This is a genomic window from Streptomyces umbrinus (genome assembly GCF_030817415.1).
GTDB classification, from domain to species: domain Bacteria; phylum Actinomycetota; class Actinomycetes; order Streptomycetales; family Streptomycetaceae; genus Streptomyces; species Streptomyces umbrinus_A.
In genome coordinates this window covers 4,144,144-4,165,749 of sequence record NZ_JAUSZI010000002.1, presented here as the reverse complement: position 1 = coordinate 4,165,749, position 21,606 = coordinate 4,144,144, and the positions used below count along the sequence as shown (strand labels likewise).

Here is a 21,606-nt window from a genome sequence, read left to right as displayed (position 1 = left end):
CCTGAGTGCACAGACGTGCAGTTTCACTCTCATGTGTGACGCCGAGCACACCAACCAGGTAAAGACCTCATCAAATAGTTTGTGATACGGTTCACGAGAACCCGGGACAGAGCCGAAGGGTCGCAGTGCGACGGTCCATTGGCGGTGAGGTTCTCTCTCTGTCCGGGACTACGCTCGTCCATGACGACACCTGCCCCCTTGAGCAAGCGGAGTTGCCGCCATGCCGTCCAATGACGTCCGGATCCTTCTCCAGGCCGCTGTGCCCACAGCTGCCGTCGGCGCGATCGCCGCCGTCGTCAGTGGTGTGGTCGCCGGTGGCAAGGGAGCGATCGGGGCGGGCTTCGCGACGCTGGTCGTGATCCTCTTCATGGGCATCGGGCTGTACGTCCTGCAGCGCACCGCCAAATCGCTTCCGCACCTTTTCCAGGCGATGGGTCTGATGCTCTATACGGCACAGATTCTGCTGCTGTTCATCTTCGTCGCCGCCTTCAAGAACACGACGCTGTTCAACCCCAAGGCTTTCGCGATCACGCTGGTCGCCACCACGCTCGCGTGGATCGGCGCCCAGGCGCGTGCCCACATGAAGGCCAAGATCCTCTATGTCGAACCCGACTCCTCGAAGGGCGACAAGCCCGAAAAGACGGGGCACTCGTCGTGAGGGGTAGGGCCGGGATAAGCGCGGGTGGGAGATCCTGCTATCGTCCGGTGCCAACTGCGGCATCGCGGGCGCGGGCATATGAGCTGACGCCTGCTCCAGCGCGAGGCTCGATGCCCTCCAGCCGCCCCCACATCCGTAACACCAGTCCAGTGCCGAACCGCGGCTGCTCGCCGCGCCGACACAACGAGGTTGCCGTACCCATGCGTCACGCTGAAGGAGCCCGCGGTGAGTGCTGACCCGACGCAGGTGCTCGCCTTCGAGACCGACTGCCACATCTTCGACGGCTGTGGATTCCCGGCTCCCGGCCTGCACTCGTTCATGTTCGAGCCCCTGGTGGGCGATGCGGACAGCAGCATCTATTTCAACAAGACGATGTTGCTGGCGCTGCTCGGCTCCGTCATCATCATCGGTTTCTTCTGGGCCGCCTTCCGCAAGCCGCAGGTCGTCCCGGGGAAGCTGCAGATGGTGGCCGAGGCGGGCTACGACTTCATCCGTCGCGGCATCGTCTACGAGACGATCGGCAAGAAGGAAGGCGAGAAGTACGTTCCACTCATCGTCTCGCTGTTCTTCTTCGTCTGGATGATGAACCTCTGGTCGATCATTCCGCTCGCCCAGTTCCCGGTGACGTCGATCATCTCGTACCCGCTGGTGCTAGCCCTGATCGTCTACGTTCTGTGGGTTTCGCTGACGTTCAAGCGACACGGTTTCGTCGGTGCCTTCAAAAACATCACGGGTTACGACAAGTCGCTCGGCCCGGTGCTGCCGCTGGCCATGACCATCGAGTTCTTCTCGAACCTGCTGGTCCGGCCGTTCACGCACGCCGTGCGACTCTTCGCGAACATGTTCGCGGGGCACACCCTGCTCCTGCTCTTCACGATCGCGAGCTGGTACCTGCTCAACGGCGTCGGGATCGCCTATGCCGGCGTCTCGTTCGTGATGGTCATCGTGATGACCGCCTTCGAGCTCTTCATCCAAGCGCTGCAGGCTTACGTCTTCGTGCTTCTGACCTGCACCTACATTCAGGGCGCGCTCGCCGAGCACCACTGAGCCACTCCCTGTAAAACCCCTTAAGCGTCCGGTGGTCAACCCCCGCCGGTCCGTACAGAGAAGGAAGAATCAGCATGGCTGCCACTGAGACCCTCGCCGCCGTCACCGGTTCGCTCGGCTCCATCGGCTACGGCCTCGCCGCGATCGGCCCCGGCGTCGGCGTCGGCATCATCTTCGGCAACGGCACCCAGGCCCTCGCCCGTCAGCCCGAGGCTGCCGGCCTGATCCGCGCCAACCAGATCCTCGGCTTCGCCTTCTGTGAGGCGCTCGCCCTCATCGGTCTGGTCATGCCGTTCGTCTACGGCAAGTGATCTGACGATCCACGACCAGCCGACTAGACGAAAGGCACTGACATGAGCCAGCTGCTCATTCTGGCGGCCGAGGAGGCGGAGAACCCTCTCGTCCCGCCGATTCCCGAGCTCGTCATCGGCCTGATCGCCTTTGTCATCGTCTTCGGGCTTCTCGCCAAGAAGCTTCTTCCGAACATCAACAAGGTTCTGGAGCAGCGTCGCGAGGCCATCGAGGGCGGTATCGAGAAGGCCGAGGCCGCTCAGACCGAAGCCCAGAGCGTGCTGGAGCAGTACAAGGCTCAGCTCGCCGAGGCCCGGCACGAGGCCGCGCGTCTGCGCCAGGAGGCGCAGGAGCAGGGCGCCACGCTCATCGCCGAGATGCGTGCGGAAGGCCAGCGGCAGCGCGAGGAGATCATCGCCGCCGGTCACTCGCAGATCGCGGCCGACCGCAAGGCCGCGTCGTCGGCGCTGCGTCAGGACGTGGGCCAGCTGGCCACCGAACTGGCCGGCAAGCTCGTCGGTGAGTCCCTCGAGGACCACGCCCGGCAGAGCCGCACGATCGACCGGTTCCTCGACGGTCTCGACGAGTCCGCTTCGAAGGCCGAGGCGTCGCGATGAACGGAGCGAGCCGCGAGGCCCTGGCCGCCGCACGAGAGCGTCTCGACGCGCTGACGGACAACACGTCCGTGGACGCGACGCTGCTCGCCGACGAGCTGGCCGCCGTCACCGCGCTGCTCGACCGCGAGGTGTCACTGCGTCGGGTCCTCACCGACCCGGCGCAGGCCGGAGAGGCGAAGGCCGAACTGGCCGGGCGTCTGTTCGGCGGCCAGGTCGGCGGCACGACCGCCGATCTGGTGGCCGGTCTGGTGCGCTCCCGCTGGTCGCGCTCGCGTGACCTGGTCGACTCCATCGAGGAGCTGGCCGACACCGCCGACCTCACGGCGGCGCAGCAGGCGGGCACGCTTGACGAGGTCGAGGACGAGCTGTTCCGGTTCGGCCGGATCGTCTCTTCGAACACCGGGCTGCGTGCCGCACTGACCGACCGCGGCGCCACGACCGCGGCCAAGAGCGAGCTGCTGCGCAGCCTGCTCGGCGGCCGGGCCAGGGCGACGACCGAGCGTCTGGTCACGCGCCTTGTGACCGCGCCCCGGGGACGTAGCCTGGAGTCGGGACTCGAGTCCCTGTCCAAGCTCGCCGCCGAGCGTCGTAGCCGCATGGTCGCCGTCGTCACCTCGGCGGTTCCGCTGAGCGACCCGCAGAAGCAGCGCCTGGGTGCCGCCCTCGCGAAGCTCTACGGCCGCCAGATGCACCTCAACCTCGACGTGGACCCCGAGGTCCTCGGCGGGATCCGGGTGCAGGTCGGCGACGAGGTCATCAACGGCTCCATCGCGGACCGGCTGGAGGACGTCGGCCGCCGCATGGCGAGCTAGCGACAGCAACTCAATACACGTACGTAAACAGTTACACGCGGTAATACGGCCCTGGTTGGGCCGTGCAGAGGATTCCTGGGGGCTGACCCCAGACCCCCCAAGAAAACTTCGGGCCCAACAAGGAGAGCAGGGAACCCAGATGGCGGAGCTCACGATCCGGCCGGAGGAGATCCGGGATGCGCTGGAGAACTTTGTCCAGTCGTACAAGCCGGACGCGGCCTCGCGCGAGGAGGTCGGTACGGTCACCCTTGCCGGCGACGGCATCGCGAAGGTCGAGGGCCTTCCCTCGGCCATGGCCAACGAACTGCTGAAGTTCGAGGACGGCACCCTCGGCCTCGCGCTCAACCTGGAAGAGCGCGAGATCGGCGCCATCGTCCTCGGTGAGTTCAGCGGCATCGAGGAGGGGCAGCCGGTCACCCGTACCGGCGAGGTCCTGTCCGTGGCCGTCGGCGAGGGCTACCTCGGCCGCGTTGTCGACCCGCTCGGCACCCCGATCGACGGTCTCGGCGAGATCGAGACGTCCGGCCGCCGCGCCCTCGAGCTGCAGGCCCCGGGCGTCATGGCCCGTAAGTCGGTGCACGAGCCGATGGAGACCGGCTACAAGGCCGTCGACGCGATGACCCCGATCGGCCGTGGCCAGCGTCAGCTGATCATCGGTGACCGCCAGACCGGCAAGACCGCCCTGGCCGTCGACACGATCATCAACCAGCGCGACAACTGGCGCACCGGCGACCCGAACAAGCAGGTCCGCTGCGTGTACGTCGCCATCGGCCAGAAGGGCTCGACCATCGCCTCCGTGCGTGGCGCCCTCGAAGAGGCCGGCGCGCTGGAGTACACGACCATCGTCGCCGCCCCGGCGTCCGACCCGGCCGGCTTCAAGTACCTTGCGCCGTACACCGGTTCGGCCATCGGCCAGCAGTGGATGTACGAGGGCAAGCACGTCCTCATCATCTTCGACGACCTCTCGAAGCAGGCCGACGCCTACCGCGCCGTGTCCCTGCTGCTCCGCCGTCCGCCAGGGCGCGAGGCCTACCCCGGTGATGTCTTCTACCTGCACTCCCGTCTGCTGGAGCGCTGCGCGAAGCTCTCCGACGAGATGGGCGCGGGCTCGATGACCGGTCTGCCGATCGTCGAGACGAAGGCCAACGACGTCTCGGCGTTCATCCCGACCAACGTCATCTCCATCACCGACGGCCAGTGCTTCCTGGAGTCGGACCTGTTCAACGCCGGTCAGCGCCCCGCGCTGAACGTCGGTATCTCCGTCTCCCGAGTCGGTGGCAGCGCGCAGCACAAGGCGATGCGCCAGGTGTCCGGCCGACTGCGCGTGGACCTCGCCCAGTTCCGTGAGCTGGAGGCGTTCGCCGCCTTCGGTTCCGACCTGGACGCCGCGTCGAAGTCGCAGCTGGAGCGCGGTCAGCGGATGGTCGAGCTGCTCAAGCAGGCTCAGTACCAGCCGATGGCCACCGAGGACCAGGTCGTCTCCATCTGGGCCGGCACCACCGGCAAGATGGACGAGGTGCCGGTGAACGACGTCCGCCGCTTCGAGAAGGAGCTCCTGGAGTACCTGCACCGCAAGGAGCAGGGCCTCATGACCTCCATCAAGGAGGGCGGCAAGATGTCGGACGACACCCTGCAGGCCATCGCCGACGCGATCGCGGACTTCAAGAAGCAGTTCGAGACGTCGGACGGCAAGCTGCTCGGCGAGGACACCCCTGCCGCTGCGGGCAAGTGACGACGGAAGGGACCTGACTCATGGGAGCCCAGCTCCGGGTCTACAAGCGTCGCATCAAATCCGTCACCGCGACCAAGAAGATCACCAAGGCGATGGAGATGATCGCCGCCTCGCGCGTCGTCAAGGCGCAGCGCAAGGTGGCGGCCTCCACGCCGTACGCGACCGAGCTCACCCGGGCGGTCACGGCGGTCGGCACGGGCTCGAACACCCACCACCCGCTGACCACCGAGGCCGAGGCGCCGACGCGTTCCGCCGTGCTGCTCCTGTCGAGCGACCGCGGCCTCGCCGGCGCGTTCAACTCCAACGCCATCAAGGCGGCGGAGCAGCTGACCGCGCGTCTTGAGGCGGAGGGCAAGGAGGTCGACACGTACATCGTCGGCCGCCGCGGTCTGGCCCACTACAACTTCCGTGAGCGCAAGGTCTCGGAGTCGTGGTCGGGCTTCACCGACGAGCCCACGTACGCGGACGCCAAGAAGGTCGCCGTTCCGCTGATCGAGGCCATCGAGAAGGAGACGGCGGACGGCGGCGTGGACGAACTCCACATCGTCTACACCGAGTTCGTCTCGATGATGACGCAGACGGCGGTCGACAGCCGACTGCTGCCGCTCAGCCTCGAAGAGGTCGCGGAGGAGTCCACGTCCAAGGGCGAGATCCTTCCGCTGTACGACTTCGAGCCGTCGGCGGAGGACGTCCTCGACGCCCTTCTGCCCCGGTACGTCGAGAGCCGTATCTACAATGCGCTGCTCCAGTCGGCCGCCTCCAAGCACGCGGCCACCCGCCGCGCGATGAAGTCGGCGACCGACAACGCGGGAGACCTGATCACTTCACTCTCCCGACTTGCCAACGCGGCCCGCCAGGCCGAAATCACCCAGGAAATCAGCGAGATCGTCGGTGGCACCGCAGCCCTGGCCGACGCGACCGCGGGGAGTGACAGGTAAATGACGACGACAGTTGAGACGGCCGTTGCCACGGGCCGCGTCGCCCGGGTCATCGGCCCGGTCGTCGACGTGGAATTCCCCGTCGACGCCATGCCGGAGATCTACAACGCCCTTCACGTCGAGGTGGCCGACCCGGCCAACGCCGGCGAGAAGAAGATTCTGACCCCTGGAGGTCGCCCAGCACCTGGGTGACGGCCTGGTCCGCACCATCTCGATGCAGCCCACCGACGGTCTGGTCCGCCAGGCCGCGGTGACCGACACGGGCTCGGGCATCAGCGTCCCCGTCGGTGACTTCACCAAGGGCAAGGTGTTCAACACCCTCGGTGAGGTCCTGAACACCGACGAGCAGTACGAGGGCGAGCGCTGGACCATCCACCGCAAGGCCCCCGCGTTCGACCAGCTCGAGTCGAAGACCGAGATGTTCGAGACGGGCCTGAAGGTCGTCGACCTTCTCACCCCGTACGTCAAGGGCGGCAAGATCGGTCTGTTCGGTGGTGCCGGTGTCGGCAAGACCGTGCTGATCCAGGAAATGATCATGCGTGTCGCCAACCTCCACGAGGGCGTCTCCGTCTTCGCGGGCGTCGGTGAGCGCACCCGTGAGGGCAACGACCTCATCGCGGAGATGGAAGAGAGCGGCGTTCTCGACAAGACCGCCCTTGTCTTCGGTCAGATGGACGAGCCCCCGGGCACCCGTCTGCGCGTGGCCCTCGCCGGTCTGACCATGGCGGAGTACTTCCGCGATGTGCAGAAGCAGGACGTGCTGTTCTTCATCGACAACATCTTCCGCTTCACCCAGGCCGGTTCCGAGGTGTCGACCCTGCTCGGCCGTATGCCCTCCGCGGTGGGTTACCAGCCGACCCTGGCCGACGAGATGGGCCTCCTCCAGGAGCGCATCACCTCGACGCGTGGTCACTCGATCACCTCGATGCAGGCGATCTACGTCCCCGCGGACGACCTGACCGACCCGGCCCCGGCCACCACGTTCGCCCACCTCGACGCGACGACGGTTCTCTCCCGTCCGATCTCCGAGAAGGGCATCTACCCGGCCGTGGACCCGCTGGACTCCACGTCCCGCATCCTGGACCCGCGGTACATCGCGCAGGACCACTACGACGCCGCCATGCGCGTCAAGACGATCCTGCAGAAGAACAAGGACCTCCAGGACATCATCGCGATCCTCGGTATCGACGAGCTCGGCGAGGAGGACAAGCTCGTCGTCCACCGTGCCCGTCGCGTGGAGCGCTTCCTGTCCCAGAACACCCACGCCGCCAAGCAGTTCACCGGCGTGGACGGTTCGGACGTTCCGCTGGAGGAGTCGATCGCGGCCTTCAACTCGATCTGCGACGGCGAGTACGACCACTTCCCGGAGCAGGCGTTCTTCATGTGCGGTGGCCTGGAGGACCTCAAGGCCAAGGCCAAGGAGCTCGGCGTCTCCTGAACCAGCGCTTCTGATCGAGCACTGCTTCACGAAGAGGGGCGGGTGCGTCCCGCCCCTCTTCGTACGCCCACGCAGCATCTCCCGGGGGCCAACCCCCGGACCCCCGGCCGAGAGGCGGGGCGGGGCCCGGCACTTCCGTACTCGGCGCCCTACTAGACTTAGACCCAACACCCGGCGGCAAAAGCCGGGTGGTGACCCGAGGAGCCCACCTTGGCTGCTGAGCTGCACGTCGAGCTCGTCGCCGCGGACCGCAGTGTCTGGTCCGGCGAGGCCACCCTGGTCGTCGCGCGTACCGCGTCCGGCGACATCGGCGTCATGCCCGGCCACCAGCCGCTGCTCGGTGTGCTGGAGTCGGGCCCGGTGACCATCCGTACGAGTGATGGTGGAACTGTCGTCGCCGCGGTGCACGGCGGTTTCATCTCGTTCGCGGACAACAAGCTGTCGCTGCTGGCCGAGATCGCCGAGCTGTCGGACGAGATCGATGTCCAGCGTGCGGAGCGGGAGCTCGAGCGCGCGAAGGCGGAGGGCGACGCCTCCGCCGAGCGTCGCGCGGACGTCCGTCTGCGAGCGGCGTCGACGCACTGAAACCAGCGCGCGACGAGATGTGACTCAGCCGCGGCCAGGACCGGAGCTTGCTCCGGACCGGGTCGCGGCTGAGGCGATGCGGGTGCTTTTTTCCTTTCCGTTACCTAGGAGACGAGGAGGTCGGTGTCGATGGTCCTCGCTCTGACTGTGTGCGGGTTGGTAGTCGTGCTGGTGGCGGTGGCACTCTTCGTGTTCCATCTGCGCCGCCGGCTGATCCAGCGCTCCGGAGGTACGTTCGACTGCAGTCTCCGCTGGGACGCCCCGGAGAAGAGCGACACCAGCGGCAAAGGCTGGGGCTACGGCATCGCCCGCTACAACGGCGACCGCATCGAGTGGTTCCGCATCTTCTCGTACGCTCCCCGCCCGCGCCGTGTCCTTGAGCGCTCGTCGATCGAAGTGGCCGGCCGCCGCACCCCGGACGGCGAGGAGGAGCTGGCGCTGCTCGCCGACCAGATCATCCTCGCCTGCGTCCATCGCGGTACGCGCCTTGAGCTGGCCATGAGCGAGGACGCGCTGACCGGTTTCCTCGCGTGGCTTGAAGCAGCCCCGCCCGGACAGCGAGTGAACGTGGCGTAGCCACGTTCACTCGCTGGTTGGGGGTCCCCCCGGACGAAGTCTGGGGGAGCGTCAATGTCGCTTGATGGTGCTTGATCTCATCCGTTGGTGCTGACGGTCCTTAGTTCAGGCCGCCGTTGATCGCGCTCACCAGTTCTCCGTTGCTGGTGTCGCCGCTGAACTCCCAGAAGAACGCGCCGCCCAGGCCCTGGTTCTTGGCCCAGGTCATCTTCGAGCCGATGGTGGCCGGGGTGTCGTAGCTCCACCAGTTGTTGCCGCAGTAGGCGTAGGCGGTGCCGGCGATGGTGCCGGTGGCCGGGCAGGAGTTCTTGAGGACCTTGTAGTCCTCGATTCCCGCCTCGTACGTGCCGGGTGCCGCGCCGGTCGCCGAGCCGCCGGGAGTGGACTGGGTCACGCCGGTCCAGCCGCGCCCGTAGAAGCCGATACCGAGCAGCAGCTTCTTGGCGGGTACGCCCTTGCTCTTGAGCTTGGCGATCGCGTCGGCCGAGTTGAAGCCGGCCGCAGGAATGCCCGCGTACGAGGTCAGCGGCGAGTGCGGGGCGGTCGGACCGTCCGCGTCGAAGGCGCCGAAGTAGTCGTACGTCATCACGTTGTACCAGTCGAGGGACGCCGAGGCGCCGCCGTAGTCGGCCGCGTCGATCTTGCCGCCGGAGGAGCCGTCGGCGGTGATGGCCGCGGTGACCAGGTAGTTGGAGCCGAACTCGGTGCGCAGCGCCTGGCTGAGCGTCTTGAACGAGCTGAAGCCGGACGTGTCGCAGGTCAGGCCGCAGGCGTTCGGGTACTCCCAGTCGATGTCGATGCCGTCGAAGACGTCGGCCCAGCGCGGGTCCTCGACAACCGCCTTGCAGGAGGCGGCGAACGCGGCCGGGTTGGCGGCGGCCTGCGTGAAGCCGCCGGAGTAGGTCCAGCCGCCGAAGGAGTACAGCACCTTGATGTGCGGGTACTTGGCCTTCAGCTGGCGGAGCTGGTTGAAGTTGCCGCGCAGCGGCTGGTCCCAGGTGTCGGCGGTGCCGCTGACGGACTGGTCGGCGGTGTACGCCTTGTCGTAGGCGGCGTAGGTGTCGTCGACGACGCACTTGCCGTCCTTGACGTTGCCGAACGCGTAGTTGATGTGCGTGATCTTCGACGCGGAGCCGGAGGTCACCAGGTTCTTGACGTGGTAGTTGCGGCCGTAGACGCCCCACTCGGTGAAGTAGCCGAGCTTGACCTTGTCGCCGGTGGGCGGCTCGGTGGTGCCGCCGGTGGTGCGCACGGCGACCGCTCCACTGGCCGGACCTGTCTGGTCGGCGGTGTCACGGGCCTGGACGGTGTACGAGTAGTCGGTGCCGGCGGTCAGACCGGTGTTCGTGTACGAGGTGGTCGTGACGGTGGCGACCTTCGCGCCGTCGCGCAGGACGTCGTAGTTCTTGATGCCCTTGTCGTCGGTGGCCGCGCTCCAGGACAGCTTCACCGAGGTGTTGGTGACGGCGGAGGCCGTGGGGGTGCCGGGAGCCGAGGGGGCGGCGTCGCCGGGGACACTGCCGCCGTCACAACTGCCGCCGTTCAGCTTGCAGTTGGCGGGGGAGCCGGTGCCGGAGCCGTTGAAGCCGAAGGAGACGGAGGCGCCGGGGGCGAGGCTGCCGTTCCAGGACTTGTTCTTGGCGGTCCAGTGGGTGCCGGAGTTCGTGACGTCGGCGTCCCAGGCGGAGGTGACCGCGGTGCCCGAGGGGAAGTCCCACTCGACGTTCCAGGAACTGATGGCCGTGGTGCCGGTGTTCTTGACGGTCCACTTGCCTTCGAAGCCGGATCCCCAGTCCTGGGTCTTGGCGTAGGTGGCGGTCGCCGACGTGGCGGCGGAGGCGGGGCTCGCGAGCCCGACCAGGGCGGCGAACGGCAACAACAGGGTGGTGAGCCCTGCCACGGCTCTCTGTCCGAGTCTGTGTCTGAGGCGCATCCGCGTCTCCTATGGGGAGTTTGATGAGGTGCGCAGGACAATAGAAAGGTCTGGACCATAGGTCAATAGGTCCAGACCACTGCGGGGGTGTCGAGCGGCTACTTGTTACAAGCGCCGGCCGATGTACGCCGCGACTCGTAACGTCCCGCCCGCTACACGCCCAACTCCTGTGCCAGGACCGCCGCTTGGACCCGGCTGCGCAGTTCGAGCTTTCCCAGCAGGCGGCTGACGTGCGTCTTCACGGTCGCCTCCGCCATGTCGAGACGTACGCCGATCTCCGCGTTGGGCAGGCCCTCCCCGAGGCAGGAGAGCACCTCCCGCTCCCGCCGAGTCAGCGAGTCGAGGACGGACGGATCGGCCGACGGTTCGCGTACGGGCTTCGCCGCGAACTCGGAGATCAGCCGGCGGGTCACCGCGGGCGCGATCAGACCCTCACCCCGCGCCACCGTCCGTACCGCGTCGAGGAGTTGACGTGCCTCGGTGTTCTTCAGCAGGAAGCCGGCGGCGCCCGCGCGCAGCGCGCCGAAGACGTACTCGTCCAGGTCGAACGTGGTCAGTACGAGCACGTCGGCGAGGCGCTCGGCGACGACCTGGCGGGTGGCGGAAACACCGTCGAGGCGGGGCATCTGAATGTCCATCAGGACGAGGTCGGGTCGCAGTTCCCGGGCCAGGGCCACCGCCTGCTCGCCGTCCGCGGCCTCGCCGACCACCTCGATGTCGGGGGCGCTGCGCAGGATGAGGACGAGACCGGCGCGTACGGCGGACTGGTCCTCGGCGACGAGCACACGGATCATTCGGTTTCTCCTTCGGTGATCGGGAGGGTGGCGCGTACGGTCCAGGCCTTGCCGTCGGCGGAGGCCGGGTCCCCGACCGGTCCGGCCTCGAACGTGCCGTGCAGCAGGGCGACCCGCTCGCGCATCCCTATCAGGCCGGCGCCCGAGCCGGGCGCGCGCGGGCCGTCGTCCCGGGCACCGCCGTACGGGCTGGTCACCCGCACGTCGAAGGAGTGGTCGCGCTGGGCGAGGGTGACGGTGACCCGGCCGGGGGAGGCGTGCTTGAGGGCGTTGGTCAGGCACTCCTGCACGATGCGGTAGGCGGCCAGCTCGACCGGGGCGGGGAGCGCCGTGTGTGTGCAGTCCAGGTCGACGTCGAGGCCGTTGGCGCGGGCCTGGTTCACCAGCGCGCCGAGTCCGTCGAGGGTGGGCGCGGCCACCGCCTCCGTGTCGCCGCTACTGTCGCGCAGGATGCCGATGAGACGGCGCATCTCGGCGAGCCCTTCGACGCTGTTCTCGCGGATGACACCGAGGGCCTGCTTCGAGGTGTCGGGGTCGTCGAGCGAGAGCGCGGCCGTGGAGTGGATGGCGATCGCGGAGAGGTGGTTGGCGACCATGTCGTGCAACTCGCGTGCCATGCGCGCCCGTTCGGCGGTGACGGCCTGGGTGCGGTCCATCTCGGCGAGGAGGGCGGTCTGTTCGGCGCGGAGCCTTGCGGCTTCGGCGGCGTCGCGGTGGTTGCGGACGATCCAGCCGGTGGCGGCGGGTGCCAGCGCCACGACGCCGACGCCCACGCCGATCAGCAGGACCTCCGGCTCACGCCAGATCGCCACGGGCGCGATCGTTCCGGCCACCGTGAGCAGCCCGGTGATCCACGGGATGCGCCGGGCGGAGGCCGGTGGCCCGTACAGCACCGCCGCGTACACGAGGTCGGTGAACATCACGACGGTGGCCAGGCTGCCTCGTGTGAACAGGTCCGCGACCACCGCGACCGTGCCGAGGAGCAGGGCCGTGCGCGGCATGGTCCGGCGCAGCAGCTCGCAGCCCGTCATCACGACGAGCGGGATCAGCAGTGCCCGGCTGTCGGACCACAGGACGATCGGCTCGTCGGCCGGCCGGGTGCCCAGCCCGACCGCGTACAGGAAGAGCCCGCCGAGCAGTCCCGCGGCCGCGATGCGCACGTCGTCTCGGTGGGGGCGGGGGAGTCGTACGGCCATGGCTCCATCCAACACGGAGTGCCCGGCCGACGCCTGATCCCCGGGGACGGTCCTCGGCTACATCGAAGGATGCAGTGCCGTTTCGTCACTGGTGACGACGATCGGGGCTCGGGGCGCCGGGAGCCTGGAAGGGTGACCGAGAGGAGCGAGTCGTGATCGTCACGCTGATCGTCCTGTGCGAGGTCGGCTTCTGGGTGCTGCTGGCCGCGGGCCTCGCCTTCCGCTATCTGTTCAAGATGCCCCGTACGGGGCTGGCCCTGCTGTTGTGCGAGCCGCTGCTGGAGGTCGTGCTGCTGGTCGTCACCGCGATGGACCTCAAGGACGGGGCGGAGCCGAGCTGGAAGCACGGGCTGGCCGCGCTGTACATCGGCTACACCGTGGGGCATGGCCACCGGACGGTGAAGTGGCTCGACGGGCATGCGGCCCATCGGTTCGGGGGTGCGGCCCGGCCCGTCGGGCCGCCGCGGTACGGGATGGCTCGTGCGCGGCACGAGGGCAAGGTGTGGATGGGGTCCGTGGTGGCCGCGGCCGTCGCGACCGGGTTGTTGCAGGTCGCCATCTGGTACGTCGGGGATTCCGGGAGTACGGGGTCGTTGGAGAGCTGGCGGTATGTGGTTTGGCGGGCCGTTGGGATTCATGGGGTGATCGCGTTGACTTACCTGATCTGGCCCAAGAAGGCCCCGGAGCGCTCCGCTGGGGAGGGGGCTTCGGAGGAGCGGAGCCTCACCAAGAAGTGAGGCTCCGCCGGGGGTGAGGGGTGAGGGATGGTGCGTTTGTAGCTGCGGGTGCGCCGTGGCTGGTCGCGCAGTTCCCCGCGCCCCTAAAAGCCAAAAGCCAAAAGCCAAAAGACTGCGCAGTTCCCCGCGCCCCCTGAAGCGTCCCCGGCGACCCCGAATCCGTTCTCAGCGTTCGCCGCCCGGGACCCAGAGGACGTCGCCCGTCTCCTTGTTCGCCGTCCTTGCCAGGATGAAGAGGAGGTCGGAGAGGCGGTTGAGGTAGGTCGCCGTCAGGGGGTTCATCACCTCCTCGTGCACCTCCAGGGCCGCCCATGTCGAGCGCTCGGCACGGCGGACCACCGTGCACGCCTGGTGGAGGAGGGCCGCGCCCGGGGTGCCGCCGGGGAGGATGAAGGAGCGGAGCTTCTCCAGCTGTTCGTTGAAGTGGTCGCAGTCCGCCTCCAGCTTGTCGATGTAGAACTGCTCGACCCGCAGGGGAGGGAACTCGGGGTTCTCGGCGACCGGCGTGGAGAGGTCCGCGCCCACGTCGAACAGGTCGTTCTGGACGCGGGTGAGGACCTTGACGATCTCCTCGCCGAGGGCGCCGAGGGCGATCGCCGTGCCGATGGCCGCGTTCGCCTCGTTGGCGTCGGCGTACGCCGAGATCCGCGGGTCGGTCTTGGCGACCCGGCTCATGTCGCCCAGGTTCGTCGTGCCCCGGTCGCCGGTCCTGGTGTAGATGCGCGTCAGATTGACCATGCGGCCAGCGTAGTTACGCCCCGGCCTTCCGGAACACTCGTGTGCCCACCGTCACGGCGAGTCCCGCGAGGCCGACGGCCACCAGGACGCCGTACGCCATGGAGGCGGTCGCGTACGAGCCGACGTACGCGTCCCGCATCGCGTCCACCAGATAGCGGAAGGGCATGACGTGCGAGAGGGCGTCCAGCCAGCCGGGTGCCAGCGACATGGGGAGCATGAGGCCGGACAGGAGCATGGACGGCATGGTCAGGGCGTTGATCGTCGGGCCGAACGCCGCGGGCGTACTGATCCTCATGGCCAGCGCGTACGACAGCGAGGCCAGCGAGACGGTCAGCAGCGCGACGAACGCGAAGCCGATCAGGATGCCTGCCAGCGGTGCGCGCAGACCCATCACCACGGCGGCCAGGACCAGCAGGACCGCCTGGAAGACGAAGACCGCCGTGTCGCGCAGCACCCGGCCGAGCAGGAGCGCGAGCCGGCTGACCGGGGTGACGCGCATCCGCTCCACGACCCCGTGGCTCTTCTCGACGATGATCATGAAACCGGCGAACACGGCCCCGAACAGGCCGAGTTGGAGCAGCAGTCCGGGGACCAGGACCTGCCAGGAACTCCCGCCGCCGCCCAGCGGCAGATCGGTGAGCAGCGGGCCGAAGAAGAGCAGGTACAGCAGCGGCATCAGTACGCCGAAGAGCATCGCGAACCTGGAGCGCAGGGTCTGGCGCATGTAGCGCCCGAAGATCAGCGCGGTGTCCTGGAGAAGCATGTCGGTCACTTCCTGGAGGGTCAGACGGCTACGGGGGTGGCGTCGGTCGGCGTGGGGGCGCGGCCGGTGATGGCGAGGAAGGTGTCCTGGAGCGTCGCGTCGATCGACCCTCCGTGCTGGAGCTTGAGCGCGCTCGGCGTGCCCTCCGCCACCACGACGCCCTGGTCGACGATCACCAGCCGGTCGGCGAGCGCGTCCGCCTCGTCGAGGTAGTGCGTGGTCAGGAAGACGGTCGTGCCGTGGTCGTCGCGCAGGCGTCGGACCAGGTCCCAGAGGTCCGCCCTGCTCGCCGGGTCGAGGCCCGTGGTCGGCTCGTCGAGGAACAGCACCTTCGGGCGGTGGGTGAGGCCGAGCGCGATGTCGAGACGGCGGCGCTGACCGCCGGAGAGCGCCGACGTCTTCCGGTCGAGGAGGCCGGTCAGGTCCAGGTCGCGCGCCAACTCCTCGGCGCGCTGCACCGCCTGATCCTTGGTCAGGCGGTAGAGCCGTCCCTGCGTGACCAGTTCCTCGCGTACGGAGATCTGGGGGTCGACCCCGCCCGACTGCGCCACGTATCCGCTCGCGAGGCGGACGCCCTCCGGATCGGTGGCCAGGTCGTGGCCCGCGACGGTGGCGGCGCCGCCGGTCGGGGCCAGCAGGGTCGTGAGCATCCGGAGCGTGGTCGTCTTGCCCGCTCCGTTCGGGCCGAGGAAGCCGAGGATCTCGCCCGCCCCGACGGTGAGGTCGATGCCGCGGACCGCCTCGACGGGGCCGCTTTTGGTCTGGAAGGTCCGGGCGAGGCCGGCCGTGCTGATGATGGGCATGTGCCAAGAAAAACAGAGTGACTTAAAGTTTGCAATGCCACCAAAATTTCAGAGAGACCAGAAATCATCGGTCCGGCCTACGATGAAGCCATGGCAGAGGGGCTCAGGGAGCGGAAGAAGCGCGAGACCAGGCAGCGCATCTCGGACATCGCCACGGGACTGTTCCTGGAGCACGGCTTCGTGACGGTGACCATGGCCGAGGTCGCGGACGCGGCCGACGTCTCCGTGAACACCGTCTACAACTACTTCCCGGCCAAGGAGGACCTCTTCTTCGACTGCAGCCGGGGTGTCGTCGACCGGCTCTCGCGCTGGGTGCGCGGCCGCCGCGTCGGCGAGTCGGCCGCCGTCGCCGTCCTGCGCGAGCTGCGCGAGGAGGTCGAGGCGGTCTCGCCCCGGGTCGGACTGATGGAGGGGTACGACCGCTTCATGCGGGTCATCCATGACGCGCCCGCCCTCCGGTCCCGCCTGTGGAGCCTCCAGCAGGAGGTCCACGACGACCTGGAGGCGGCGCTGCGCGAGGAGACGGGCGCCGATCCGGACGATCCGACACCGGGTCTGATGGCCGGGCAGATCGGCTGGCTCCACCAGACGGTCATGAGCAACATCAGCCGCGAGATGATGGCGTGCCGCGATCCGGCCGAGGTGTCCCGGGAAGTGCTGGCCCTCCTCGACGGCATGGAGGACCTTTTGAGCGAGAAGGTCCTCAACTACGCCGTACGGGCGGCGGAATGAGCCGCTCGGTGTGATGTCCGTCCTATGAGACGTGACGCGCGTTACTTACCGGTCACACAGCGCCTCACGAGCGCTAGGGTCCGCCGAAGAGGCAACTCAACAGCGTGTTACTCGGGGTTGTCTCGCGATGGTCAACGCCGGGAAAACGCAGCAGGGGAGTCGGACAGTGGCACGGAAGCTCGCCGTCATCGGGGCCGGACTCATGGGTTCAGGTATCGCCCAGGTCTCCGCACAGGCCGGCTGGGACGTCGTCCTGCGCGATGTCACCGACGAGGCGTTGACCCGTGGCACCGACGGCATCAAGGCCTCGTACGACAAGTTCGTGAGCAAGGGCAGGCTGGACGCCGGCGCGGCCGAGCAGGCGTTGGGCCGCATCACCACGACCACCGATCTGGACGCGGTCGCCGACGCCGACATCGTCGTCGAGGCCGTCTTCGAGAAGCTGGAAGTCAAGCACGAGATCTTCCGTACGCTCGACAAGCTGGTGAAGGACGAGACCGTACTCGCCTCCAACACCTCCGCCATCCCGATCACCAAGATCGCGGCGGCCACCGAGCGCCCGGAGCGGGTCGTAGGCGTCCACTTCTTCTCGCCGGTCCCGATGATGCAGCTCTGCGAACTGGTCCGCGGCTACAAGACGAGCGACGAAACACTCGCCACCGCGCGGGAGTTCGCCGAGTCGGTCGGCAAGACCTGCATCGTCGTCAACCGCGACGTGGCCGGCTTCGTGACCACCCGGCTCATCTCGGCGCTCGTCGTCGAGGCGGCCAAGCTGTACGAGTCGGGGGTGGCGACCGCCGAGGACATCGACCTCGCCTGCAAGCTGGGCTTCGGTCACGCGATGGGTCCTCTCGCCACCGCCGACCTCACGGGCGTCGACATCCTTCTGCACGCGACCAGCAACATCTACACCGAGTCCCAGGACGAGAAGTTCGCCCCGCCGGAGCTGATGCGCCGGATGGTTGACGCCGGTGACATCGGCCGTAAGAGCGGGCAAGGCTTCTACACGTACTGACACACGTACTGACTCTGTGGCGATCTTCGACCGGTCACTCCTCGGAGTGAATTCAGTATCGGTTCGCTTACAGAGGGCAACTTCTGGCCCGGTACGGCAGTCAGTCCTGGCAACACAGGACACGACGAAGACGCAGCGTACGAAACGCACTCTCGGGGAGCGCATATGTACATCAGGGGCGACCACGCCGAGCTGGTCGTCGGGGGCCGCCTCGACGTCCGCAGCGCGGCGGACGCCCGTACGGTCCTGCACTCGGCAGTCGACGACGGCGTCGGCGACCTGGTGCTCGACCTGTCAGAGCTGGACTCCTGGGACGCCACCGGGCTCGGTGTCATCATGGGGGCCCACCGGCGGGCGGGGCGGTGCGGCCGGAGGCTTGTGCTGCGCGGCGTCCCGCCGCAGATGCAGCGACTGCTGGTAGCCACCCGGCTCCACCGGATCCTGGCGATCGAGGGCGGCATCGGCGTCGAGTCGCTGCCCCGGGTGTGACCCCGCGCACCTTCCGGACCTGACCCCCGCTTGACGCGACCCGGCGCCGCTCCTGGATGTGACTCGGCGTCACTGTCGCAAACGGCGAAGATCGGGTAGGAAGCGATCGTACGAAACGTATGTCGCGAACAATCCTCACGAAGCTGTGACGTCTCGGACGGCGCGGTACCCCGTGTGTTCGTAGATACTGTGCGAAGGTTTAGGGTTCGGCTGCCCGCGTCTTGACGAACCCGTGAGCGGGCACCGGACCAGAAGCGACAGCGCAGTGTGCAGCAAGGCCGGGAGGGGCTCGGCACACCACGCTTTTGGGGGGCTTGGACCTATGGACCCGATGAACCGGGGACCCGAAGAGTACGGCCACGACGACGACGGCTCGGCGCCACGACAGCGCCCGCCGCGCGATCCTCTGACGTCCGACTTCGGTCAGCACACGCCAGCACTGGCCCGCACCGTCCAACTCGTGTCGGGCGACCATCTGCTCACCGTCAATCCCGTCGACGGCAGCGAGATCGAGCTCTGCCCGCCGGGCGAGCGACCGCCGCGGCCCACGAAGTACAGCGCAGCCGACCGGGCCGAGCTGGCCCGCTCGACACGACCTCCCGTACCACCCGGGGCCTCGCTGCCCAGACTGCCGCTCCTGGAGCGGCAGGAGGAGCGTGAGCGGCTTGTGCGCCTGCTCGCGCGCGGGCGCTCCGTGCGGCTCACCGGGCCCTCGGGTTCGGGCCGCACCGTGCTTCTGGACGCCGTCGCCGACGACTGCGCGGACCTCGCTCCGGACGGTGTGGTGCGCCTCAGCGGCCACCGCCGTACCCCGGACGATCTCCTGCACGACCTCTTCGCGGCCGTCTTCAACGCTCCGCTGCACCGGCCGGAGCGGGAGGAACTGCTCGCATTCGTCCACGAGATCGGCGCGGTCGTCGTCCTGGACGACGTGGAGTTCGGCGGTACCGCGCTCGACGAACTGCTCGACGCGACCCCCGAGTGCGCCTTCCTGATCTCCGCGACACCGGACGTTCCCGCGCCGTCGACCGACTCGCTCCTCGAAGAGGTCTTCCTCGGCGGCCTCGGCCGCGGCGGAGGTCTCGAACTGCTGGAGCGCGCCGTGGGCCGCGTCCTGACCGAGGACGAGGCGAACTGGGCGGGCGACCTCTGGTTCGAGTCCGAGGGGCTGCCGCTGCGCTTCGTACAGGCCGGTGCGCTGCTGCGGCAGCGCGACCAGCTCCGCGCCGACCCGAACGCCTTCGACGAGTTCGGCTACTACGAGGACGCGCCCGTGGACGCGCCCTTCGACGCCGAGGACGGCCACGACGTACCGCTGCCGTCGCTCGCCGAGGGCGCCGCCCCGGCCGCGCTGCTCGCGACCCGGCTCAGCGAGTCGGCGCGCGCCACGCTGCGCTTCGCCGTCGCGCTGGGCGGCGAGGTGCCGCACCAGGCGCATCTGCCCGCCCTGGTGGGGGACACGCACGCGGACGCCGCGCTCGCCGAGCTCGTCGGCTGCGCGCTCGTCACCCCGGTCGGCTCGCACTACCGGCTCGCGGCCGGCGTACAGACCCAGCTGGAGGCCGTCGGGTACGCGTCCGACGCCGAGGAGAAGGCGCGCGCCGCCGCCGAGCACTACGCCTGGTGGGCGGGACATCCGTCGGTCACCCCGGAGCGGGTCGTCGCCGAGGTGGACGCCGTGCTCGCCGCGCTGACCGCTCTGGCGCCCCTCACGGCGCCGCCGGCCGAGGACGAGGAGAGCGCCACCGCGGTACGGCTGGGGCGCACGGCCGCGCCCGCGTTCGCCGCGGGGCTGCACTGGAGTGCCTGGGAGCGTGCGCTGCGCTCGGGCGCCGAGGCGGCCCGGCTGTCCGGCGAGGTCTCGGATCAAGCCTATTTCCACCACGAGCTGGGCATCCTCGCGGTCTGCGCCGGGCAGTTCGACCGGGCCCGCGCCGAACTGGAGGCGTCCATCGGGCTGCGCGGCGCCCTCGCCGAGAAGCGCGGCACCGTCGCCGGCCGCCGCGCACTGGCGCTGGTCGCGGACCGCACCGGCACCACACCGCCGGCCGGGATCAGTGCGACGGCGGGCGAGGAGGTGCCCGACGCGCGGTACGAGGAGTCGGCGTCGCCGCCCGGTGGCGTACCGGCCGGGTTCACGCCCGTCCCGTCGCTCCAGCCGCCGGGCGAGCCCGCGACGGTCATCAGCCGCAGCGGTTCCGCCTCCGCGGCGAAGCCGGGCCGCGTCAAGGGCCTGGTCAACGGCACCCGGCGCAACCTCGCGGCCGCGGGTGCGGGCGCGCTCCTGGCCGCCGTGCTCGGCACGGTGGTGACGCTCGGCGCGACGTCCAACCCCGACGACAACGTCCCGTCGGAGCGGGTCGGCCCCAACCCGTCGGCCAGCGCCGGTGACGAGGGCGACGGACTCGGCGCGGACCGGCCGCAGAAGGGCAGCGGCGACGCGGACTCGACGAGCCGTCCCACCGATCCGGGCGACGACGGGATCATCGGGACCTCGGACGACCCGGCGCCCTCTTCGAGCACGGAGCCCTCGGACGATCCGACCGGGACCAAGGACCCGAGCACGAACAAGCCCACGACGAAGCCGCCGTCCTCGACCAAGCCGCCGACTTCGCCGAAGCCGCCGACCAGCCCGACGCCGACACCCACGCCGACTCCGACACCGACCGACCCCGATCCGACCGGTGAGCCGAGCGAGACTCCGCCGACCACGCCGGAGACCTCCGACTCGGCCAGCGGCCCGGCCTCCAGCCCGGCCGAGAGCAGCAGCGCCGCGAGCAGCCCGGCGGACAGCGACTCGCCGACGATCTGACACCCGGGGTACGACACCCGCGTAAGCCACCACGGCATGACAGTGGGCCGGGTCCTCTCACAGGACCCGGCCCACTGTCATGCCGTACGGAAGAACCTCGTGGCCGTCAGAACAGCCGCAGCTTGTCGTCCTCGATGCCGCGCAGCGCGTTGTAGTCGAGGACCGCGCAGCCGATGCCCCGGTCGGTGGCGAGGACGCGGGCCTGGGGCTTGATCTCCTGGGCCGCGAAGATGCCGCGGACCGGCGCGAGGTGCGGGTCGCGGTTCAACAGCTCCAGATAGCGCGTCAGTTGCTCCACGCCGTCGATCTCGCCACGCCGCTTGATCTCCACGGCGACGGTCTGGCCGGCGCCGTCACGGCACAGGATGTCGACCGGGCCGATGGCCGTCATGTACTCGCGGCGGATCAGCGAGTAGCCCTCGCCGAGGGTGTCGATGCGGTCGGCGAGGAGCTCCTGGAGGTGCGCCTCCACGCCGTCCTTGATCAGGCCGGGGTCCACGCCGAGTTCGTGCGAGGAGTCGTGGAGGACCTCCTCCATCGTGATGATGAGCTTCTCGCCCGCCTTGTTGATGACGGTCCAGACACCCTCGTCGTCCCCCGAACCCTCCTTCAGCGTGCAGGGCGGCGACATCCAGTTGAGGGGCTTGTAGGCCCTGTCGTCCGCATGGATCGAGACACTGCCGTCGGCCTTCACAAGGATCAGGCGGGGGGCCGACGGGAGATGGGCGGTGAGCCGGCCCGCGTAGTCAACGGAGCAGCGGGCAATGACGAGACGCATGGTCCGCAACGCTACTCGACACCCGTGGGTGCACGCGATTCGCTCTGCTCACAGCCCACACGAATGTTCACTGTCCGACGGAACATGCCAGTGGCAACTGTTCGTTTTTGGCTGATTGTGTG

At 68.7% G+C, this 21,606-nt stretch carries 21 protein-coding genes and 1 pseudogene; 15 read left to right on the top strand and 7 right to left on the bottom strand.

The window, feature by feature from the left end:
- The first annotated feature begins 220 nt into the window (after window positions 1-220).
- From QF035_RS18150 to QF035_RS18105, 10 genes and pseudogenes are all read left to right on the top strand, one after another.
- Window positions 221-658: a hypothetical protein gene (locus tag QF035_RS18150; RefSeq protein ID WP_055614414.1), complete on the top strand. Its 438-nt coding sequence runs from the start codon at window positions 221-223 to the stop codon at window positions 656-658.
- Window positions 659-883: 225 nt separating this feature from the next.
- Complete coding sequence (atpB, locus tag QF035_RS18145) at window positions 884-1,705, top strand: F0F1 ATP synthase subunit A (RefSeq protein ID WP_307521405.1); 822 nt, start codon at window positions 884-886, stop codon at window positions 1,703-1,705.
- A 74-nt stretch (window positions 1,706-1,779) separates the two neighbouring features.
- Window positions 1,780-2,016 carry a F0F1 ATP synthase subunit C gene (locus QF035_RS18140; RefSeq protein ID WP_307521404.1) on the top strand — a complete coding sequence of 79 codons (237 nt, stop codon included), beginning with the start codon at window positions 1,780-1,782 and terminating at the stop codon, window positions 2,014-2,016.
- A 42-nt stretch (window positions 2,017-2,058) separates the two neighbouring features.
- Window positions 2,059-2,613, top strand: a complete 555-nt coding sequence (locus tag QF035_RS18135; RefSeq protein WP_307521403.1) for a F0F1 ATP synthase subunit B — start codon at window positions 2,059-2,061, stop codon at window positions 2,611-2,613.
- Window positions 2,610-3,425: a F0F1 ATP synthase subunit delta gene (locus tag QF035_RS18130; RefSeq protein ID WP_307521402.1), complete on the top strand. Its 816-nt coding sequence runs from the start codon at window positions 2,610-2,612 to the stop codon at window positions 3,423-3,425. The genes QF035_RS18135 and QF035_RS18130 overlap by 4 nt, the downstream gene beginning before the upstream one ends.
- A gap of 139 nt (window positions 3,426-3,564) precedes the next feature.
- On the top strand, window positions 3,565-5,157 hold the full coding sequence (atpA, locus tag QF035_RS18125; RefSeq protein WP_269648740.1) for a F0F1 ATP synthase subunit alpha: 1,593 nt from the start codon (window positions 3,565-3,567) through the stop codon (window positions 5,155-5,157).
- Window positions 5,158-5,177: 20 nt separating this feature from the next.
- Window positions 5,178-6,095, top strand: a complete 918-nt coding sequence (locus tag QF035_RS18120) for a F0F1 ATP synthase subunit gamma (protein ID WP_307521401.1) — start codon at window positions 5,178-5,180, stop codon at window positions 6,093-6,095.
- A pseudogene (atpD, locus tag QF035_RS18115) lies at window positions 6,096-7,533 on the top strand (F0F1 ATP synthase subunit beta).
- Window positions 7,534-7,743: 210 nt separating this feature from the next.
- Window positions 7,744-8,118 carry a F0F1 ATP synthase subunit epsilon gene (locus tag QF035_RS18110; protein WP_190232148.1) on the top strand — a complete coding sequence of 125 codons (375 nt, stop codon included), beginning with the start codon at window positions 7,744-7,746 and terminating at the stop codon, window positions 8,116-8,118.
- Between the two features lie 129 nt (window positions 8,119-8,247).
- The gene (locus QF035_RS18105; protein WP_307521400.1) at window positions 8,248-8,694 is read left to right on the top strand and encodes a DUF2550 domain-containing protein; all 447 of its coding nucleotides are present in this window, start codon (window positions 8,248-8,250) and stop codon (window positions 8,692-8,694) included.
- Window positions 8,695-8,794: 100 nt separating this feature from the next.
- On the opposite strand, the gene QF035_RS18100 is transcribed toward QF035_RS18105, so the two are convergent.
- The 3 genes from QF035_RS18100 to QF035_RS18090 form a co-directional block, all read right to left on the bottom strand.
- The gene (locus QF035_RS18100) at window positions 8,795-10,627 is read right to left on the bottom strand and encodes a glycoside hydrolase family 18 chitinase (RefSeq protein ID WP_307521399.1); all 1,833 of its coding nucleotides are present in this window, start codon (window positions 10,625-10,627) and stop codon (window positions 8,795-8,797) included.
- A gap of 152 nt (window positions 10,628-10,779) precedes the next feature.
- Window positions 10,780-11,421, bottom strand: a complete 642-nt coding sequence (locus QF035_RS18095; protein ID WP_307521398.1) for a response regulator — start codon at window positions 11,419-11,421, stop codon at window positions 10,780-10,782.
- The gene (locus tag QF035_RS18090; RefSeq protein WP_307521397.1) at window positions 11,418-12,617 is read right to left on the bottom strand and encodes a sensor histidine kinase; all 1,200 of its coding nucleotides are present in this window, start codon (window positions 12,615-12,617) and stop codon (window positions 11,418-11,420) included. The genes QF035_RS18095 and QF035_RS18090 overlap by 4 nt, the downstream gene beginning before the upstream one ends.
- Before the next feature lie 152 nt (window positions 12,618-12,769).
- Here QF035_RS18090 and QF035_RS18085 point away from each other — a divergent pair, with 152 nt between their 5' ends.
- On the top strand, window positions 12,770-13,354 hold the full coding sequence (locus QF035_RS18085; protein WP_307521396.1) for a hypothetical protein: 585 nt from the start codon (window positions 12,770-12,772) through the stop codon (window positions 13,352-13,354).
- A gap of 165 nt (window positions 13,355-13,519) precedes the next feature.
- Here the strand turns inward: QF035_RS18085 and QF035_RS18080 are convergent, their stop codons facing one another.
- The 3 genes from QF035_RS18080 to QF035_RS18070 are packed head-to-tail and all read right to left on the bottom strand — an operon-like array spanning window position 13,520 to window position 15,658.
- On the bottom strand, window positions 13,520-14,092 hold the full coding sequence (locus QF035_RS18080) for a cob(I)yrinic acid a,c-diamide adenosyltransferase (RefSeq protein ID WP_307521394.1): 573 nt from the start codon (window positions 14,090-14,092) through the stop codon (window positions 13,520-13,522).
- Between the two features lie 13 nt (window positions 14,093-14,105).
- Window positions 14,106-14,855, bottom strand: coding sequence for an ABC transporter permease (locus tag QF035_RS18075; protein WP_307531205.1), 750 nt, complete (start codon window positions 14,853-14,855; stop codon window positions 14,106-14,108).
- A gap of 20 nt (window positions 14,856-14,875) precedes the next feature.
- On the bottom strand, window positions 14,876-15,658 hold the full coding sequence (locus QF035_RS18070; RefSeq protein WP_307521392.1) for an ABC transporter ATP-binding protein: 783 nt from the start codon (window positions 15,656-15,658) through the stop codon (window positions 14,876-14,878).
- A gap of 90 nt (window positions 15,659-15,748) precedes the next feature.
- On the opposite strand from QF035_RS18070, the gene QF035_RS18065 reads away from it, so the two are divergent.
- The 4 genes from QF035_RS18065 (at window position 15,749) to QF035_RS18050 (ending at window position 20,706) form a co-directional block, all read left to right on the top strand.
- Entirely contained in the window at window positions 15,749-16,390 is a 642-nt protein-coding gene (locus QF035_RS18065; protein ID WP_307521390.1) for a TetR/AcrR family transcriptional regulator, read from the top strand.
- A gap of 166 nt (window positions 16,391-16,556) precedes the next feature.
- Window positions 16,557-17,405, top strand: a complete 849-nt coding sequence (locus QF035_RS18060) for a 3-hydroxyacyl-CoA dehydrogenase family protein (RefSeq protein WP_307521388.1) — start codon at window positions 16,557-16,559, stop codon at window positions 17,403-17,405.
- A gap of 165 nt (window positions 17,406-17,570) precedes the next feature.
- On the top strand, window positions 17,571-17,894 hold the full coding sequence (locus tag QF035_RS18055; protein WP_030672301.1) for an STAS domain-containing protein: 324 nt from the start codon (window positions 17,571-17,573) through the stop codon (window positions 17,892-17,894).
- A gap of 322 nt (window positions 17,895-18,216) precedes the next feature.
- Window positions 18,217-20,706, top strand: a complete 2,490-nt coding sequence (locus QF035_RS18050) for an ATP-binding protein (RefSeq protein ID WP_307521386.1) — start codon at window positions 18,217-18,219, stop codon at window positions 20,704-20,706.
- A gap of 106 nt (window positions 20,707-20,812) precedes the next feature.
- Here QF035_RS18050 and nucS read toward each other — a convergent pair whose 3' ends face one another.
- A complete protein-coding gene (gene nucS / locus QF035_RS18045; RefSeq protein ID WP_307521384.1) occupies window positions 20,813-21,484 on the bottom strand; it encodes an endonuclease NucS in 672 nt (223 codons plus the stop codon).
- Between the last annotated feature and the right edge of the window lie 122 nt (window positions 21,485-21,606).

Coding starts and splice junctions, on each gene's coding strand:
- QF035_RS18080 (WP_307521394.1), bottom strand. CDS start 14,092: ATGGTCAATCTGACGCGCATCTACACCAGGACCGGCGACCGGGGCACG.
- QF035_RS18120 (WP_307521401.1), top strand. CDS start 5,178: ATGGGAGCCCAGCTCCGGGTCTACAAGCGTCGCATCAAATCCGTCACC.
- QF035_RS18090 (WP_307521397.1), bottom strand. CDS start 12,617: ATGGCCGTACGACTCCCCCGCCCCCACCGAGACGACGTGCGCATCGCG.
- QF035_RS18065 (WP_307521390.1), top strand. CDS start 15,749: ATGGCAGAGGGGCTCAGGGAGCGGAAGAAGCGCGAGACCAGGCAGCGC.
- QF035_RS18130 (WP_307521402.1), top strand. CDS start 2,610: ATGAACGGAGCGAGCCGCGAGGCCCTGGCCGCCGCACGAGAGCGTCTC.
- QF035_RS18050 (WP_307521386.1), top strand. CDS start 18,217: ATGGACCCGATGAACCGGGGACCCGAAGAGTACGGCCACGACGACGAC.
- QF035_RS18075 (WP_307531205.1), bottom strand. CDS start 14,855: ATGCTTCTCCAGGACACCGCGCTGATCTTCGGGCGCTACATGCGCCAG.
- QF035_RS18105 (WP_307521400.1), top strand. CDS start 8,248: ATGGTCCTCGCTCTGACTGTGTGCGGGTTGGTAGTCGTGCTGGTGGCG.
- QF035_RS18100 (WP_307521399.1), bottom strand. CDS start 10,627: ATGCGCCTCAGACACAGACTCGGACAGAGAGCCGTGGCAGGGCTCACC.
- QF035_RS18070 (WP_307521392.1), bottom strand. CDS start 15,658: ATGCCCATCATCAGCACGGCCGGCCTCGCCCGGACCTTCCAGACCAAA.
- QF035_RS18095 (WP_307521398.1), bottom strand. CDS start 11,421: ATGATCCGTGTGCTCGTCGCCGAGGACCAGTCCGCCGTACGCGCCGGT.
- QF035_RS18135 (WP_307521403.1), top strand. CDS start 2,059: ATGAGCCAGCTGCTCATTCTGGCGGCCGAGGAGGCGGAGAACCCTCTC.
- atpA (WP_269648740.1), top strand. CDS start 3,565: ATGGCGGAGCTCACGATCCGGCCGGAGGAGATCCGGGATGCGCTGGAG.
- QF035_RS18055 (WP_030672301.1), top strand. CDS start 17,571: ATGTACATCAGGGGCGACCACGCCGAGCTGGTCGTCGGGGGCCGCCTC.
- QF035_RS18140 (WP_307521404.1), top strand. CDS start 1,780: ATGGCTGCCACTGAGACCCTCGCCGCCGTCACCGGTTCGCTCGGCTCC.
- nucS (WP_307521384.1), bottom strand. CDS start 21,484: ATGCGTCTCGTCATTGCCCGCTGCTCCGTTGACTACGCGGGCCGGCTC.
- QF035_RS18150 (WP_055614414.1), top strand. CDS start 221: ATGCCGTCCAATGACGTCCGGATCCTTCTCCAGGCCGCTGTGCCCACA.